The 13964-nt window shown below is 42.9% G+C and carries 10 protein-coding genes and 1 tRNA gene; 8 read left to right on the top strand and 3 right to left on the bottom strand.

The features are described from left to right. Nucleotides 1-12: 12 nt before the first annotated feature. Nucleotides 13-672, bottom strand: coding sequence for a ribonuclease T (rnt, locus tag WAE57_RS01490; RefSeq protein WP_086175264.1), 660 nt, complete (start codon nt 670-672; stop codon nt 13-15). After that, on the bottom strand, nt 657-1691 hold the full coding sequence (pyrC, locus tag WAE57_RS01485; protein WP_086175330.1) for a dihydroorotase: 1035 nt from the start codon (nt 1689-1691) through the stop codon (nt 657-659). Before pyrC ends, rnt begins: the two co-directional genes overlap by 16 nt. A gap of 151 nt (nt 1692-1842) precedes the next feature. Here pyrC and WAE57_RS01480 point away from each other — a divergent pair, with 151 nt between their 5' ends. Continuing rightward, nucleotides 1843-3120: a GGDEF domain-containing protein gene (locus tag WAE57_RS01480; RefSeq protein ID WP_337707702.1), complete on the top strand. Its 1278-nt coding sequence runs from the start codon at nt 1843-1845 to the stop codon at nt 3118-3120. 54 nt (nt 3121-3174) lie between these two features. On the opposite strand, the gene argG is transcribed toward WAE57_RS01480, so the two are convergent. Then, nucleotides 3175-4518, bottom strand: coding sequence for an argininosuccinate synthase (gene argG, locus WAE57_RS01475; RefSeq protein WP_337707701.1), 1344 nt, complete (start codon nt 4516-4518; stop codon nt 3175-3177). A gap of 739 nt (nt 4519-5257) precedes the next feature. On the opposite strand from argG, the gene lldP reads away from it, so the two are divergent. The 7 genes from lldP to WAE57_RS01440 form a co-directional block, all read left to right on the top strand. Beyond that, complete coding sequence (gene lldP, locus WAE57_RS01470) at nt 5258-6940, top strand: L-lactate permease (RefSeq protein WP_337707700.1); 1683 nt, start codon at nt 5258-5260, stop codon at nt 6938-6940. Nucleotides 6941-6972: 32 nt separating this feature from the next. Continuing rightward, complete coding sequence (lldR, locus tag WAE57_RS01465) at nt 6973-7716, top strand: transcriptional regulator LldR (RefSeq protein ID WP_337708034.1); 744 nt, start codon at nt 6973-6975, stop codon at nt 7714-7716. Between the two features lie 2 nt (nt 7717-7718). Further along, the gene (gene lldD, locus WAE57_RS01460; RefSeq protein ID WP_337707699.1) at nt 7719-8873 is read left to right on the top strand and encodes an FMN-dependent L-lactate dehydrogenase LldD; all 1155 of its coding nucleotides are present in this window, start codon (nt 7719-7721) and stop codon (nt 8871-8873) included. 387 nt (nt 8874-9260) lie between these two features. Continuing rightward, nucleotides 9261-10958: a D-lactate dehydrogenase gene (dld, locus tag WAE57_RS01455; protein WP_337707698.1), complete on the top strand. Its 1698-nt coding sequence runs from the start codon at nt 9261-9263 to the stop codon at nt 10956-10958. 172 nt (nt 10959-11130) lie between these two features. Further along, nucleotides 11131-13164: an NADPH-dependent 2,4-dienoyl-CoA reductase gene (locus WAE57_RS01450; protein WP_337707697.1), complete on the top strand. Its 2034-nt coding sequence runs from the start codon at nt 11131-11133 to the stop codon at nt 13162-13164. Nucleotides 13165-13261: 97 nt separating this feature from the next. Next, a tRNA-Ser gene (locus WAE57_RS01445) sits at nt 13262-13351 on the top strand. Between the two features lie 224 nt (nt 13352-13575). Beyond that, a partial coding sequence (locus WAE57_RS01440; protein ID WP_337707696.1) for a transposase family protein occupies nt 13576-13964 on the top strand: 389 nt, incomplete at its 3' end.

The raw sequence follows: 13964 nt of genomic DNA, 5'->3' as shown, positions 1-13964 counted from the left end.
GATGGCGGTATCTTATTGATCCGCCACCAAAGTGTCAAGTAGATGGGGTGCGAGTTTGTTCAAAATATAGCAAAACAGTTCGGCAGTCTTTTGAGTATCGTATAGAGCAGAGTGTGCTTCCTTACCATCAAACTCGATTCCAGCCTGAATACATGATTTTGCCAGCACGGTTTGACCAAACATCACGGCACTTAAAGTCACGGTATCGAACACAGAAAAACTGTGGAACGGATTCTGATTTTTAGTACCGGTACGTGCAATGGCAGCCTGGACAAAGCCCAAATCAAAATGCGCATTATGACCGACCAAAACGGCATGGGTACAGTTTTGCTGACGGCGAACTTCATTCACAGATTTAAAGATACGCTTGAGCGCCGTCTTTTCATCTTCCGCCATGGCAATGCGCATTGGGTTTGAAGGATCTATACCAATAAATTCTAAGGAACGACGGTCTAAATTTGCCCCTGCAAAAGGGTTAATATGTGCATGGTGGGCTTCACCAGGTACAAATTGACCTTCTTCATTATAAATAATTGGGATAGCTGCAATTTCCAGCAAGGCATCGGTCTGTGAGTTAAAACCTGCTGTCTCGACATCGACAACAACAGGTAAAAATCCACGGAAACGCTGACCAATTACTGGTTGGGTTTCATCTGTCACACTTTTCTCCATTGGATGGTCTTACCCGCATACAGTGGGATAATCTGTTCTCCATCCAAATAGTCTAAACTTTCCGGAATAACTTGCTCTTCTTTTACCAGGGTAATGGTATTGGTATTGCGCGGCAGGCCATAGAAGTCAGCACCGAAGTGGCTGGCAAAACCTTCCAGACGATCCAGTCGGCCTGCCTGATCAAAAGCCTGCGCATAGAGTTCAATTGCAGTCGGTGCGCTATAACAACCGGCACAGCCACAAGCATTTTCTTTGGCATTTTTTGAATGTGGCGCACTGTCTGTTCCCAAGAAAAACTTAGGATTAGAACTGGTCGCAACTTCAAGTAATGTTTGCTGATGGGTTTGACGTTTTAAAATTGGCAAACAATAAAAATGCGGTTTAATACCACCAACCAGCATATCGTTACGGTTAAACAATAAATGCTGAGGGGTAATTGTAGCAGCTACATTGCGGTCTTGTTCAAGTACAAAATGGGCAGCTTCACTGGTGGTGATATGTTCGAGTACCAGTTTAAGCTTTGGAAACTGTTTAAGCAGTGGTGAAAGCACTTCATCCAGGAAGCGTTTTTCACGGTCAAAAATATCGACATGGTTATGGGTGACTTCACCATGAAGCAACAACGGCACCTGATGTTCTTCAAGCTGTTCAATTACGGCATAGACTTTACGAATATCACTTACGCCATTATCTGAATTGGTGGTGGCACCAGCTGGATATAGCTTGATGGCATTGACATGTTCAGATTCTTTGATTTTTTTTACTTCGCTCGGCTGGGTTTGATCGGTAAAGTAAAGCACCATACGCGGATCGAACGCTACACCTTCAGGAACGTGCGCCATAATGCGTTCACGATAAGCCAGTGCTTCTTCAACTGTTTTAATGGGAGGGACAGTATTTGGCATACAGATGGCACGCGCAAACTGCTTGGCAAGGTCGGGAACTGTACGTTTTAAAGATAAACCGTCACGTAAATGAGCATGCCAATCGTCTGGCTGGAGAAGAGTAATAGTATTCAAGGCCATTTCAATCGAAGAAATAAAACAAATGATAATCCATAAAGTGTGAAAATGGTAACGAGAATTACAGACAAATGGTTAGATATGTATAATTACAAACATGAAATATATGTTATTTTTAGTAACTAAAAGAAGTAAGTAATGCTAGGAAATGGAATCCAAGTATATTTTAGCGAAATTACAATACGATAAAGAAAAAATAGAAGAGCTGATTACGCGGCAAAGTCGTCGTGTAGGTCAGGTTTTTCCCAAAAAAATGGAACAGGAATTTTGCTCTAAAAACCTGGAACGTGCCCGTAAGCATGTAGAAAAATATCTATGGGGCGGCATTTTATCCTATTTTATGTTTATGCTGGTCATGATTCCGAGTGATTACTGGATTATAGATCAGCAATATTTTGCTCATGATTTTGTGCAATGCGTGGTTGGCTTGGTCAATGGCGGTCTTTGTTTACTCTTCTTATTTTGCTTTTCATATTTTCCTAAATTACGTGCATATTTTGCTCAAGCTTCCATGGCGCTTATGTTCTGGGCCATTATATCCATAGCTTGGACGACTATTACTGTAAAAACCATTGCCATGCAGCATCAGGCCATGGCCATAATTTGTATTATTTATATTATTGCTCCTCTCATTACCGGCGTGAAGCCAATCCAGATACTCATGACTGGATTATCTGCAGCATCAGCGACCATCCTGCTATTTGTTGCTTTGGATGTTGAATTTGATGCCGTGGTACTGGGGCGTATTCTCTTTGGTATTTGTATACTGAGTTATGTGATTTGCCACATGATTTTTGCACGTGAACGAATGATTTATTTGTATTCCATGCGTGCCAGAATCAGTGAAAAAATGCATCGCATTCACAATTCTGAATTATTGCATTTAAGTCAGCATGATGACCTGACTAAAATTTCAAACCGTCGTAGTTTCGATGAAATGATGCAAGTATTTTACGAACAAACCCGTCATGACCAAAGTGCTTTATCCGTCCTGTTTATAGATATCGACTACTTTAAAAAATATAATGATTTTTATGGGCATCAAAAGGGCGATGATGTTATTTTCTCTATCGCCAAATCCATTAAAAATGCCATTCGGCATATGGATTTTGTTGCACGATATGGTGGGGAAGAGTTTGTGGTACTACTGCCTGAAACAGATGCTCATGGTGCCTATGCCGTAGCATCAAATATCTATAAGGCCATAGAGCGTTTGGAAATTCCCCATGCCGAATCCTTGGTTTCGAACTATATTACCATCAGTTTGGGAATCACCGTGTATCGTGGCGAAGCTGATTTGAGTAAAGAAGAATTATTAAGCATTGCCGATCAGGCTTTATATCGTGCCAAAGAGCTTGGTCGAAATCAGATTTATTATCAATCTATTGGTTCGAATATATCTGAAAGTGATTTCATGAAATCATAAACAGATCATATAAAAAACCGCTCGAAAGAGCGGTTTTTTTGACCTTAAACAAACTTATTTGTTTTTGTCTTTTAACTGAGGCACTGCAGAAGCTGTACCTACTGCAAGTAAGCCAGTGTTTGTATAGATACCTAATTTCGCACGTGTATCTGTAATATCCAAGTTGCGCATAGTCAATTGACCAATACGATCCATTGGAGAGAACATTGAATCACCTTTCTCCATGGTTAAACGCTCAGCTTCATAAGTGAGGTTAGGAGATTCAGTGTTCATAATCGTGTAATCGTTACCACGACGAAGTTCTAAAGTCACAGTACCAGTCACTGCTTTAGCAACCCAACGCTGTGCAGTTTCACGAAGCATCAGCGCTTGAGAATCGAACCAACGACCTTGGTACAACAAGCGACCTAAACGTAAACCGTTGATACGGTATTGTTCGATGGTGTCTTCGTTATGAATACCAGTCACAAGACGTTCGTAAGCAATATGAAGGAGAGCCATACCCGGAGCTTCATAGATACCGCGAGATTTTGCTTCAATGATACGGTTTTCGATCTGGTCAGACATACCTAGACCATGGCGACCACCGATACGGTTTGCTTCAAGAATGAACTCAACTGGATCTTCGATACGTTGACCGTTAATCGCAACAGGGAAGCCTTCTTCAAAAGTAATTGATACTTCTTCAGGTTTGATTTCGACTTCTTCTTTCCAGAACGCCACGCCCATGATTGGGTCAACGATTTTGATACCGGCATTTAAGTATTCAAGATCTTTCGCTTCGTGAGTCGCACCCAGCATGTTTGAGTCAGTTGAGTAAGCTTTTTCTTTTGACATTTTATAGTCAAAGCCGTTGTCGATCAGGAATTGTGACATTTCTGCACGGCCACCAAGCTCATCAATAAAGGTTTGGTCTAACCAAGGTTTGTAAATTTTAAGCGCAGGATTAGTCAACAAGCCATAACGGTAGAAACGTTCAATGTCATTACCTTTATAAGTTGAACCGTCACCCCAGATGTTTACGTCATCTTCTTTCATTGCGGTAACAAGCATGGTACCAGTTACTGCACGACCCAATGGCGTAGTGTTGAAGTAAGGAACACCACCAGTACTGATATGGAAAGCGCCACATTGAATAGCAGCAATACCTTCTAATGCAAGTTGTAAGCGGCAATCAACCAAGCGAGCTTTTACTGCGCCATACGCTTCCGCTTTTTTCGGAATCGCATCATAGTCGTCTTCATCAGGCTGACCCAGGTTCGCTGTATAAGCATAAGGTTCTGCGCCTTTTTGTTTCATCCACAATAGAGCAGCTGAAGTATCTAGACCACCAGAGAAGGCAATACCAACTTTTTTGCCTACTGGGACATTCTGCAAGATAGTTGCATTATCAGACATTGTTAATCCTAACGATATGAAATAGGCACCGAGAAATTTGGTGGCCCAAGAAAATACACATTTCTTCAATTGTAGCACTATTTTATTTCTAATGGTTTTACAAAAGAAAATCTCGTTGAAAATTTGAAATTGATAGATTCAATATATGGTTATAAGCAAAGATTTGGATTGAATCGTGAAACAGAGCAGAGCTGAGGATTATAAACAGGAGTTAAAAGGAAGGTTGATAACAATTGTGAGCAGCACATTGAACGTTTGACCGGTTGCAACATGTCTGCGCATTTTATTTCCTCTCAGAATGGCTTTCTGTTGCACTTGTTATGGGTATCTAATTATCCAGGATACTAATGATCAGTATCTATGCTTGTTATAAATAGTGTTTTGCTTTGAGCAAGCATTGTTCAAATAATCCATATTATCGACTAAAGTATTACATGATTGTCCCGGATTTATTATTTTTCTAAAAAATTAATAAAAATTAATAAAAATTAAATAATTAAAAATACCTGAGTGAATTTTAATCAGTGTAGTCTGTGCAAATTTTAAATATTTCATGTGTAATATTGGTATGACCAATTATAAATAATAAATTATTAATTGATCTTTAATTCGGCAAAAAGTAAGATATTTAACATTAAGAGACATATTTTTTTTATTAAATGATTATTGGTCATACCAATTAAGGTGCTAATTGGTAGGTGATCAGACCATTTTGTGTTCTGGAAAGCATTTCAAGGAGATGACAATGCTTCAACAATGGCAACAGATTTATGATCCTATGGGCAATATCTGGCTCTCCAGTTTGATCGCCCTGATTCCCATCATTTTCTTCTTTTTAGCGCTTGCGGTATTCCGCATGAAAGGCAGCGTAGCGGGAACCATTACCGTGATCCTTGCGCTGCTGGTTTCATTATTTTCCTATCAGATGCCGGTCGTGATGGCTTTTGCATCGATGATTTACGGTTTTTTCTATGGTTTGTGGCCGATTGCCTGGATCATCATCGGCGCGGTATTTCTGTATAAAATTTCGGTTAAAACCGGGCAGTTCGATATTATTCGTTCGTCCATTCTGTCGATTACCGAAGATCAGCGTTTACAAATGCTCTTTGTTGGTTTTGCCTTTGGTACCTTCCTTGAAGGTGCAGCAGGTTTTGGTGCTCCAGTGGCCATTACTGCTGCATTGCTGGTGGGTTTAGGGTTTAAACCCTTATATGCAGCGGGCTTGTGCCTGATTGTAAATACTGCACCCGTTGCCTTCGGTGCGATGGGTATTCCAATTATCGTGGCAGGGCAGGTTTCAGGTGTAGATACCCATGAAATTAGCCAGATGGTAGGACGTCAGTTGCCGTTTATGGTGCCAATTGTTCTATTTTGGATTATGGCGATTATGGATGGCTGGCGTGGAGTAAAAGAAACATGGCCCGCAGTGATTGTGGGTGGTGGATCATTTGCTATTGCGCAATATCTGACATCTAACTTTGTAGGTCCTGAACTTCCTGATATTACTGCCTCAATTGCATCACTGGTTTCATTAACCATTCTTCTGAAATTCTGGCAGCCAAAACATATTTTCCGTTTTGCAGACCAAGACGCAAATGTTGATGAAGCAGATGCTCAACAGCTTGCCGCTCAAAAACAGCAAAAATATAGCATTGCCCAAATTGCCAAGGCATGGTCGCCATTTGCAATTCTAACGGCTATGGTGACGCTGTGGAGTATCAAACCCTTTAAGGATTTATTTGCCAAAGATGGTGCACTGCATGATCTGGTCATTTCCATCAAAGTACCGTATTTGCATCAGCTGATCCAGAAGATGCCGCCGGTGGTTCCTGAAATTAAGGACTACGATGCGATTTATAAATTTGACTGGATTTCTGCCACAGGCACAGCCATTTTTATTGCCGCCATCATTACCATTATTTTCCTGAAAATGAAGCCAAAAGTAGCAGTGATCACTTTTGGCGAAACCATCAATGAGTTAAAAGTACCTATTTATTCCATTGGTATGGTACTGGCCTTTGCCTTTATTGCGAACTATTCAGGCATGTCGGCCACCCTAGCTTTAGCGCTGGCGCATACAGGCCAGGCATTTACTTTCTTCTCTCCATTCCTGGGCTGGATTGGCGTGTTCCTGACTGGTTCAGACACGTCTGCCAATGCGCTTTTCTCGGCACTTCAAGCCACTACTGCACAACAGATTGGGGTGCCAGAAGTATTGCTGGTTGCAGCCAATACTAGTGGCGGTGTAACCGGAAAAATGATTTCACCTCAATCGATTGCAATTGCCTGTGCGGCTGTAGGTCTGGTAGGTAAAGAATCTGATTTGTTCCGCTTTACGGTGAAACACAGTATCTCCTTTACCGTGATGATTGGTATTATCATTACCTTACAAGCCTATGTGTTCCCATGGATGATTCCATAAACTGGAATTGATGCAAGAGTAGAGAAATGCAGATGAAAGTTTCCGACCAAGCCGTACAGCAGCTCCGTATGTTGATTGAACAGAGCAATATGCAGGTTGGAGACCGTTTGCCTGCAGAACGTAAATTATGTGAACAGCTCGGGGTGTCGCGTTCATCGCTGCGTGAAGCCATTCAGCATTTGGTCAGTACAGGCATGTTGCTGAGCAAGGCAGGCTCGGGAACCTTTTTGCAGTTGCTACCGGGTGCCTGGACCAATCATCAAATTGTAGAACCTTTAAGCAATTTGATCGATCAGGACCCGGCTTACCGATTTGATGTGCAGGAAGCCCGCAGCGTTTTAGAGGGTGGTACTGCCTGGTATGCCGCTCAGCGTGCAACAACAGCAGACCTGGAAAATATTCGCCGCTGCTATGATCAGATTGCCCATTATCAATCTATTGGGGATGATGATCAGGCTTCTAAAGCGGATGCCGAGTTCCATTTAGCCATTGCTGAAGCCTCACATAATTTAGTGCTAATACAGATGATGCGCGGCCTGTTTGACCTGTTGAAATACAACGTGGTTTTGGGCCGGCGTAAAGTCTATAGCGAATCGCACCGTTTTGATCAATTGCACGATCAGCACTTTCAAGTGATGGATGCAATTGAACGCCGTGATCCTGATGCTGCACGCAGTGCAGTCTGTGGACACATTGGGTTTGTAGTACAACAGGTACGCTTGATTGATGAAGAAGAAGCTCGTCGCCAGCGTGCCAGTAGATTAAACAGGATATAAGCATGATTATTTCTTCTGCGAATGATTATCGTGAAGCTGCGAAACGCCGGTTGCCCCCTTTTCTTTTTCACTATATTGATGGTGGCGCATACGCGGAATATACACTGAAGCGTAATGTGGAAGATTTATCAAAAATTGCGTTGAGACAACGTGTACTGAATGACATGTCGCAGTTAAGTCTGGAAACCAAACTGTTTAATGAAACCCTGTCGATGCCAGTGGCATTGTCGCCAGTCGGTTTAACCGGTATGTATGCACGTCGCGGGGAAGTTCAGGCGGCAGTGGCGGCAGATAAAAAGGGTATTCCTTTTACCCTGTCTACTGTTTCAGTCTGTCCGATTGAAGAAGTTGCGCCAGCGATTCAGCGTCCAATGTGGTTTCAGTTGTATGTGCTGCGTGACCGTGGCTTTATGAAAAATGCCCTGGAACGTGCCAAAGCGGCAGGTTGCTCAACCTTAGTATTTACAGTAGATATGCCTGTTCCAGGTGCACGTTACCGTGATGCCCACTCAGGTATGAGTGGACCCAATGCAGCAATGCGCCGTTATATGCAATCCTGTTTCCATCCGCATTGGGCCTGGAATGTCGGCATGATGGGCCGTCCACATGACTTGGGCAATATTTCCAAATATTTAGGCAAACCAACGGGTCTTGAAGATTATATTGGCTGGTTAGGTTCTAACTTTGACCCGTCTATTTCATGGAAAGATCTGGAATGGATTCGTGAGTTCTGGGATGGCCCAATGGTGATCAAGGGCATTTTAGACCCTGAAGATGCCAAAGATGCGGTACGTTTCGGAGCAGATGGTATTGTGGTGTCGAACCACGGTGGCCGTCAGCTGGATGGGGTTTTATCTTCCGCGCGTGCGCTTCCACCGATTGCCGATGCGGTTAAAGGTGATATCAAAATTCTAGCCGATTCGGGTATCCGTAATGGTCTGGATGTGGTGCGTATGCTAGCTTTAGGTGCAGATACTTGTATGCTCGGACGAGCCTTTGTCTATGCCTTGGGTGCAGCCGGTGGTGAGGGGGTATCTAATCTGCTGGATTTAATTGACAAAGAAATGCGTGTGGCTATGACGCTGACAGGTGCCAAAACTATCGAAGATATCAGTTCGGATTGTTTGGTGAAGTTGGATAAAGAATTGGCGGAGTGATTCTACCCGAACTCTTTTTTGACAAGAAAAAGTTCCCCTCTTTATTAAAGAGGGGTTAGGGGAGATTAAATAATGAATTTATTAACATTTATCATGCGTTAAACATGATTGTAAAACTTCATATTAAGTATTTTCACGGCCAGCTTTTGCGGAGAATGGGTTTAGATTTATTTGTGTAGGCTTTATCTTACTTTTGATGGATCAAAAGTAACAAAAATCCTTCGTTGAGCAGAAGGAACTTCCTTGTTTCTCTGCCCAACGGCGGCATCCATGCCGCCAGATGCGATAGTCAATGCTGTGAATAATCAAAGTTTAAAAATCAGGATATTCATACTTTTAACTATTTAAATTTATGGACATGAAAAATCAAACTAGCAGAGGTGTTAAGTGCTGACTGCAACAAATCCACAGCAAACCATTCAAAAGCTCATCAACATTGTCGGCAAGCAACATGTATTAATAGATGACAATGACACACGTTTATACCGTCAGGGACGCCGTTACGGTTCCGGTCAAGTCCTGGCCGTGGTCGTCCCGGGTTCATTGCTGGAACAGTGGCAAGTCTTGCAGGCTGCGGTGGATGCAGACTGTATTGTGATTATGCAGGCAGCCAATACCGGACTTACTGGTGGTTCCACCCCCTTTGGTGATGATTATGACCGTCCTGTCATTTTAATGAGTACCCGTCGTTTAGCCGGTATTCAAGTCATCAATAGCGGTAAACAGGTAATTTGCTTACCTGGAGCAACGCTAGACAAACTTGAAAAGGAACTTGCCCAATTTAACCGTGAGCCGCATTCTGTGATTGGTTCTTCCTGTATTGGTGCATCGGTTTTGGGTGGTGTGTGCAATAACTCGGGTGGTGCGCTGGTTCGACGTGGGCCTGCCTATACCGAACTTGCCCTGTATGCACGAGTGAATAGTGCTGGCAAATTAGAGCTGGTGAATCATTTGGGAGTGAATTTAGGTGCAACGCCTGAAGAGATTCTGACAAAACTGGAAAGCCAAAACTACCAGACAGCGGATATTGAAAATAATCCAAGTTGCTGTGCTTCGGATCAGCATTATGCGCATGATGTGACTCAAGTCGATGAGAATACTCCGGCACGTTTTAATGCCGATCCATCGCGTTTGTATGAAGCATCCGGTTCGGCGGGAAAAGTCTGTGTGTTTGCGGTACGTTTGGATACCTTTGAAAAAATTCCCAGTCAGGTGTTTTATGTCGGCACCAATACCCAGCAAGATTTAACTGCAATCCGCCGTTTTCTACTCACTGATTTACCGCGCTTGCCGATTGCAGGCGAATATATTCACCGGGTAGCTTACGATATTGGCGCTGAATATGGCAAAGATACCTTCATGTTTATCGAGAAATTTGGAACAGCCAAAGTACCGGCGGCTTTTGCCATGAAAGATAAGGTGGATAGCTACCTGGAAAAAGTCGGCATGAAAGGACTGTCTGACAAAGTCCTGCAAATGCTGAGCAAATTTTTACCGTCGCATTTACCGAAACGCATGAATGAATTCCGGGATTTGTATGAGCATCATCTGGTGCTGCGTATCGAGAATCAGGACGTAGAACAGGTGCAGCAATTTTTGCAGCAATATTTTTCAGCCAATACCACTGGAAATTATTTTCTATGCAGCGAGGAAGAAGGGCGTAAAGCCTTTCTGCACCGCTTTGCGGTTGCGGGAGCAGCAATTCGTTATCGTGATACCCATCGGAGTGAAGTAGAAGATATTGTCGCGTTGGATATTGCCTTACGCCGTAATGACCGTGAATGGGTCGAAACCTTGCCTCAGGAAATGGATGACTTGATTATTCATAAATTGTATTACGGTCATTTTTTATGTCATGTGTTCCATCAGGACTATATTGTGAAAAAAGGCGTTGATCCTTTGGCGATGGAGCATCAAATGTGGCATTTGCTGGATGCGCGTGGAGCTGAATATCCGGCTGAGCATAATGTTGGACATTTATATGTGGCCAAGCCTGCGCTTAAAAAGCATTATCAAAAATTAGATCCGACCAATAGCTTTAATGTGGGGATTGGTCAGACTTCCAAATTAAAATACTGGGATTAATATAGATTTATTTCCCGGAACTTATACGAGGTGTGGTTTTAAAACTGCACCTTTTTTTATGCTGAATTGACTGTTTCGTCAGACAATCTTTAAAACAAGTCATAAACAAAATGATAAAAATAGGTAAAGTAATATGCAACAAGTTGCAGAGCCAATATATTAAGGACCCATCATGACAACTAGCTATGCAAATATTTTAAAACCGCTACATTTGGGCTTTACGACCATTAAAAACCGTGTCGTGATGGGTTCCATGCATACCGGTCTGGAAGATCGTTTTTATAATTATCCTAAATTAGCCGCATATTTTGGCGAACGGGCAAAAGGTGGTGTAGGTCTGATTATCACTGGGGGGATTTCACCGAACCGTCAGGGGTGGTTGCTTCCTGCGGGCGGTACCATGAATCATTTGGCGGATGTGGCGCCGCATCGCTTGGTGACGCATGCTGTACATAAGCATGGTGCAAAAATTTTGATGCAAATTTTGCATTCGGGTCGTTATGGTTATCAGCCTTTTGTGGTTTCTGCCAGCCCAATCAAGTCACCAATTTCACCGTTTAAACCGCGTCAGATGAGTGAAAAACAGATTCTCGAAACCATCAATGATTATGCACATACCGCTAGTATTGCCAAAAAAGCCGGCTATGATGGTGTGGAAATCATGGGCTCTGAAGGTTATTTGCTGAATCAGTTTTTAAGCCGTCATGTCAATCAACGTACTGATCGCTGGGGTGGAGACATTCAAAGCCGGATGCGTTTTGCAGTGGAAATTGTAAAAGCTATTCGGAAAAAAAATGGCGAAAACTTCATTATCTGCTTCCGTTTGTCGCTACTAGATTTGGTGCATGATGGCAATACCATGCAGGAAGTGATTACGGTTGCCCAAGCGCTGGAACAAGCAGGCGTAACTTTGCTGAATACCGGTATAGGCTGGCATGAAGCACGTATTCCGACCATTGTTACTTCGGTACCGCGTGCAGCATTTGCCGATTACACGGCCGAGGTGAAAAAACACGTTGCTATTCCCGTGATTGCATCTAACCGCATTAACATGCCTGAAACAGCCGAAGCCATTTTGGCTGCTGGAAAAGCCGATATGGTGCAAATGGCACGACCTTTGTTGGCAGATGCATTCTGGGTCAGCAAGACCGCAACCAATCGTGTTGATGAAATTAATACCTGTATTGCCTGTAACCAGGCTTGTTTGGATCACACCTTTAAAAATAAGCGGGCAACCTGTTTGGTCAATCCACGCGCTGCCTATGAAACAGAACTGGTCTATTTAAAAACCAAAACACCGAAAAAAATTGCTGTTGTTGGTGGTGGCGTAGCAGGCATGTCTGCTGCAACAGTTGCGGCAAGTCGCGGCCATAAAGTCACTTTATTTGAAGCCTCTAAAGAAGTGGGCGGGCAATTTAATCTGGCCAAAGTGGTTCCGGGCAAAGAAGAATTCCACGAAACCATTCGTTATTTTAAAGTTCAAATTGAAAAAACTGGATTGGAGCTTCGGTTAAATACCAGAGTGAACCGTGAACAACTGGAACGTGAAGGTTTTGATGAGGTCGTGGTTGCGACTGGAGTTGTTCCGCGTGCATTAAAAATTGAAGGCAGTGATGCACCGCAAGTATTATCTTATGCGGAAGTGCTTCGCGGTGCTCCAGTGGGGGATCGTGTTGCAGTGATTGGTGCGGGGGGGATTGGTTTTGATGTATCGGAATTTTTATTAAAACCTGAACGTCAGCCACAGCCGCAACCATTGGCGGACTGGCAGCGGGAGTGGGGCATTGACCCAAATCCAAATTATATTTCTGAAGGAGGAATGCAAGCTGCTGAAGTGGCTCATCCTGTCCGTGAGATCTATTTATTGCAACGTAAAACCACACCGCTGGGGATTGGATTAGGCAAAACTACAGGCTGGGTGCATCGTGCTCAATTGAAAAAACATACAGTGAAGATGTTACGCGGCGTGCAATATAAGTCTATTAGCAATGAAGGCTTATGGATAGAAACCAATGGTTATGACCAACTGTTACGTGTTGATACCGTGGTGGTGTGTGCAGGACAAGAGTCAGTGAAGGATATTATGCCGAATGACGGTGAACATACCTTGGCGAATTACCATATTATTGGCGGTGCCAAACTGGCAGCAGAGCTTGATGCCAAGCGTGCAATCCGCGAGGGTGCTGAATTGGCAGCCAAATTATGATGTTTTAAGTTGATTTGGTGAAACAATATTCATTTGAATGGTTTAGTTGTAATTTTTACTTGTCAGCTTTTAAAAACATCCGTATTATGGCGCACATGGAAGCGTGGCAGAGCGGTTTAATGCACCGGTCTTGAAAACCGACGAGGGTGCGAGTCCTCCGTGAGTTCGAATCTCACCGCTTCCGCCAAATTTCGAATTAAGCCCTTGTATTTGCAAAGGCTTTTTTCTTACCTGTGCTTTTGTCCCACATTATAACCCACATAAAATTTTGGATTGGAATAATCAAAATAAGAATAATTCAGACAGGTTTGGATAATAGGTAAATAGATCTCTTTCATAAATCAAAAAACGAGCACCTTTTTGATTGATATTTGTACTCTAATTTTCTTAGCATTCGTGCATAATCTGCGGATGAAATACATTGATTCAAAGAAGCTTTCTGAAAAACAGTTTAAGCGATATACAGGCATCTCATGGTCAACCTTTTATTTAATGGTTGAGCAATTGCAGAAGCATGTTCCAGCTAAAGGCAGACCACCCAAATTAAGTCTGGAGGATCAGGTTCTGCTCTGTCTGAGCTATTGGCGGGAATACCGAACCTTATTTCACATTGCTACGAGTTACGGGATTTCAGAGCCTACAGCCTCAAGAATTGTACGTCATGTTGAAGATTGCCTGATTCAGTCCAAGCTGTTTAATTTACCGAAGAATTTGCCCGAAGGCGAAGGCATAGACTGGAATGTGGTGATCGTGGATGCCACAGAAATTCCAATTCAAAGGCCTAAAAAAACAGAAGAAAA

The organism is Acinetobacter sp. NS-4, from assembly GCF_037402435.1.
Classification (GTDB): Bacteria; Pseudomonadota; Gammaproteobacteria; order Pseudomonadales; family Moraxellaceae; genus Acinetobacter.
This window is presented reverse-complemented; position numbering and strand designations above follow the sequence as displayed.

Coding starts and splice junctions, on each gene's coding strand:
- WAE57_RS01480 (WP_337707702.1), top strand. CDS start 1,843: ATGGAATCCAAGTATATTTTAGCGAAATTACAATACGATAAAGAAAAA.
- argG (WP_337707701.1), bottom strand. CDS start 4,518: ATGTCTGATAATGCAACTATCTTGCAGAATGTCCCAGTAGGCAAAAAA.
- lldP (WP_337707700.1), top strand. CDS start 5,258: ATGACAATGCTTCAACAATGGCAACAGATTTATGATCCTATGGGCAAT.
- lldD (WP_337707699.1), top strand. CDS start 7,719: ATGATTATTTCTTCTGCGAATGATTATCGTGAAGCTGCGAAACGCCGG.
- lldR (WP_337708034.1), top strand. CDS start 6,973: ATGAAAGTTTCCGACCAAGCCGTACAGCAGCTCCGTATGTTGATTGAA.
- WAE57_RS01450 (WP_337707697.1), top strand. CDS start 11,131: ATGACAACTAGCTATGCAAATATTTTAAAACCGCTACATTTGGGCTTT.
- rnt (WP_086175264.1), bottom strand. CDS start 672: ATGGAGAAAAGTGTGACAGATGAAACCCAACCAGTAATTGGTCAGCGT.